This window comes from Planomonospora algeriensis (assembly GCF_977012225.1).
The window spans coordinates 1-3,777 of sequence record NZ_CDRNDK010000545.1 but is presented as its reverse complement, the minus strand read 5'-3'; the positions used below and the strand labels follow the sequence as shown (position 1 = coordinate 3,777).

The 3,777-nt window shown below is 72.8% G+C and carries 3 protein-coding genes; 2 read left to right on the top strand and 1 reads right to left on the bottom strand.

The annotated features are described in order from the left end of the window. Positions 1–27: 27 nt before the first annotated feature. Entirely contained in the window at positions 28–516 is a 489-nt protein-coding gene (locus ACWJ6R_RS32115) for an STAS domain-containing protein (protein ID WP_449065816.1), read from the bottom strand. Between the two features lie 178 nt (positions 517–694). Here ACWJ6R_RS32115 and ACWJ6R_RS32110 point away from each other — a divergent pair, with 178 nt between their 5' ends. Then, entirely contained in the window at positions 695–1,018 is a 324-nt protein-coding gene (locus ACWJ6R_RS32110; protein ID WP_449065815.1) for a helix-turn-helix transcriptional regulator, read from the top strand. A 117-nt stretch (positions 1,019–1,135) separates the two neighbouring features. Further along, a partial coding sequence (locus tag ACWJ6R_RS32105) for an ATP-binding protein (protein ID WP_449065814.1) occupies positions 1,136–3,777 on the top strand: 2,642 nt, incomplete at its 3' end.

Here is a 3,777-nt window from a genome sequence, read left to right as displayed (position 1 = left end):
CGCCCCGGGGTCCGGCGCCGCCGGCGGCTAGGCCGCGGAATCGGTGAGCAGGTCGCCGGGGCGCACGCTGCGGTCGCACAGGCGGTCCCAGTCCAGCAGGGTCAGCAGGCGCTGCACATGGGGCGGCACGTCGTGCAGGCGCACCCGGTGCGACGCCGGACGCGTGCAGGTCACCAGGGCGCGCAGCCCGGCGACGTCGATGAAGCTCACCTGGCCGAGGTCGATGACGGTGCCTGCGTCCTGTGCGCCGGCGCCGTTCAGGACGTGCGCCAGCACGGCGCTGTTGCCGGCGTCGATCTGCCCGCTGAGCCGCAGCACGTGACCGGCGCGCCCGGCCCGCCGGACGATCCGCAGGCGCCGGTCGTCGTAGAGCGGCTGCTCCACCGGTGCGGGCGTGCCGTCCCCGAGCCGGCGTTCGCCGTGGAACGTCGGATCGCCGTCCAGCGGCGGGATCCCGGTGACCGGACCGGTGCCGGCCGACCTGATATATGCCTCGGCGACGGCGCGGTTGGTCATGACGCTCCCGCCGTCCCTCGCTTGCCTGTGCGGTAGGGCTGAATCATCACCCCCGAAGGATAACCCCGAACCGCATTACATGAAATATCCTTCGTAGGACACTGGTGGTCCGGCGCGCGTCCCGTGTGATCCGGCCCACGAGGCGAACCGGCGGGCGGCGAACTTCTAGGGTGGGATCATGGGCAGCTCTGACACCAACCGGCCTTCCGCCCGATGGACGTTCCTGACCAACCACGCCCGGGTCCTGCTGATGATCGCCCAGGACCCGCAGATCCGCCTGCGCGATGTGGCGGCCGAGATAGGGATCACCGAGCGGGCCGCTCAGGCGATCGTCGCCGACCTGGAAGAGGCCGGCTACCTCACCCGCACCCGGGTGGGACGGCGCAACCATTACAGCATCGACGCCACCCGGCGCTTCCGGCACCCGGCGGAAGCCGACGTGCGCATCGACAGCCTGCTCAGCATCTTCACCCATCGGGAGCATCCCACCGCGGCGCCGTGACGGAGCACCGCCGGTGCCGGTACCGCCGGCGGCAGGGGCACCGGTCATGGCGGAGCCGTCACCGGCGCGCCCGGTGAAATCCCTCACCTGGGTAGGAAAGGTGCAAGGGGTGGTGTCATGGGAGCGAGTGATCGGGACCGCATCGGTGACCCGGAGCGGCTGCGGACGCTGCACGCCACCGGTCTGCTGGACGCGTCGGCGGTACCGGTGCTGGATCGGGTGACGCGGATGACGACCCGGCTGCTGGACGTACCGGTCGCGATGGTGTCGCTGATCACCGGGGACCGGCAGGTCGTCATCAGCACGGCGGGAGCGGCCGATCCGCAGGCTGTGCGGGAGAATCCCCTGGCACGGTCGCTGTGCCGGCACGTCGTGGCGGACGACGCGCCGCTGGTGATCGACGACACCCGCGGTGACGGACGCTGGCACGATCTCGTGGAGCACACCGGCGGGCGGCCGGCGGCCTATGCCGGGGTGCCGCTGAACGCGCCCGGCGCGCAGGCGATCGGCGTGTTGTGCGTCGTCGACACCGCGGCCCGCGCCTGGGGCCGCGAGCAGGTGCAGATCCTGGAGGACCTGGCCGCCCTGATCGAGCCCGAGATCGCACTGCGGCTGGTCCGCGCCGACGTCGCGCTGGGGGCCGCGGGCAGGCGGCAGGAGCACGTCTTTCTGCGCGCCCTGCTCGACAGCCTGGAGGTGTCGGTGATGGCCTGCGACGAGAACGGCAGGCTGGTGATCAACCGGCCGCTGCGCGAGAGCCTGCGCACCGACACCCCGCCGGTCGACGTGCGCTCCTGGCTGAGGTCCTATCCGCTGTACGCCCCCGACGGGCGGACCCCGCTGACGGTCGAGGAGATGCCGCTGGCCCGGGCGTGGGCCGGTGAGTGCTTCCAGGGCCGGCAGGTGGTGGCCGAGACCGATGCCGGGCCGCGCCGCTTCCTGGTCAACGGCCGGCCCATCGACACGCCGGAGGGGCGCCGCCTGGGCGCTCTGGTCGTCGGCCACGACATCACCGACTCGTACCGCATCGGCCTGCTGCGCGAGGCCCAGCAGGCCGTCACCCGGGTGCTGGCCGACGCGGCCTCCAGCCAGGAGGCCGCCGCCGGCGTGGCCGCCGCGGTCACCGACGCACTGGGCTGGGCCTACGGCGAGTACTGGCAGGTGGACGAGGAGCAGGCGTCGATCGTCCGCATCGGTTCCTGGAGCAGGCCGGGACGGGACCTGTCGGCCTTCACCGCCGGCCATCCGACCGTGTTCGCCCGGGGAGAGGAACTGCCGGGACTGGCGTGGGAGCGCGGTGAGGCGGTCTGGGTCGCGGACACGGCGGCCGCGCAGGACAGCACCCCCCGGGTACGGGCCGGGTTGAGGGCCGGCCTGCGCTCGGCCGTCGCCCTGCCGGTGTGCAGCGGCACGCAGGTCCTGGGCGTGCTGGCTTTCGCCGTCGACCATCCCCAGCACCCCGACGACGACCTGGCCGATCTGCTGGACGGGGTGTGCGCGCATGTGGGCCGGTACATGGAGCGCCGCCGCGCCGAGGAGCTCGCCCTCGCCCTGGCCGAGAGCCGCCGTCAGTTCGACCAGATCATCAACCAGCTCACCGACAAGATCTGGACGGTCGAGGTCCGGCCCGACGGCACGGCCCGGCCGGTCTACGTCAACACCGAGCACACCACCGTCTTCGGCGGACGGCTGCACCTCGACCCCGGCGACGACTTCATCGCCGTGATGCTGCGTTTCGTCCACCCCGGCGACCGCGACGCCTTCCGCGCCCACTGCGCCACGCTCATCTCCGGTCAGCGGGCACAGCTGGAGTACCGGCTCATCGGCCTGGACGGCGTCACCCGCTGGATCTGGACCCGGGGCGTCCCCCGCCGCGAAGGCGGGCGGCTGCTGGTCGACGGCATCTCCACCGACGTCACCGAACGCCGCCGGATCGCCGAGGAGCGCGAGCTCCTGCTCGTCCGGCAGGAGCAGCAGGTCCACCGCCTGCGCCAGATCGACGAGGTGAAGAACCAGTTCCTGCGCACCGTCAACCACGAGCTGCGCACCCCGCTGACCTCGATCCACAGCTACCTGCAACTGATCCGCGAGGGCGGCCTGGACCCCGTGACGCAGGACCGCTTCCTGGAGGTCATCGACCGTAACAGCACCCGGCTGGGCCAGCTGCTGGACGAACTGCTGCTGATGGCCAGCCTGAACGCCGGCAACGCCGCCTTCACCCCGGCCGAGACCGATCTGGTCGCCCTGGCCCGGAACGCCGTACAGGCGATCACCGCTCAGGGACGCACCGAGCAGCCGGCCGTGACCGTGCACGCCCCGGCACCGGTGATCGCCTGGGCCGACGCCGGACGCATCCGGCACGCGCTGGCCCACCTGCTGGACAACGCGGTCAAGTTCACCCCGCCCGGCGGCCGGATCGACGTCACCGTCACCGCCGACCCGGTCCCGCAGATCGAGGTCGCCGACACCGGCGCCGGCATCGAGCCGCACGACCTCGACCATGTCTCCGACGACTTCTACCGCGGCGGCACCGCCGAGCAGCGGGCGATCGGCGGCACCGGCGTGGGCCTGGCCCTGGTACGGAGAATCGCCGAGATGCACGGCGGGGACGTGCACATCGACAGCCGGCCCGGCCACGGCACCCGGGTCCGCCTGACCCTGCCCGTCAAGGCCGCGCCGTCCGCCGGACGGCAGGCCCGCAGACGGCCGTCGCCTTCGGCCCGGCGGCACCGGCACCCGGTGAGGCCGGGCGCCCGGCC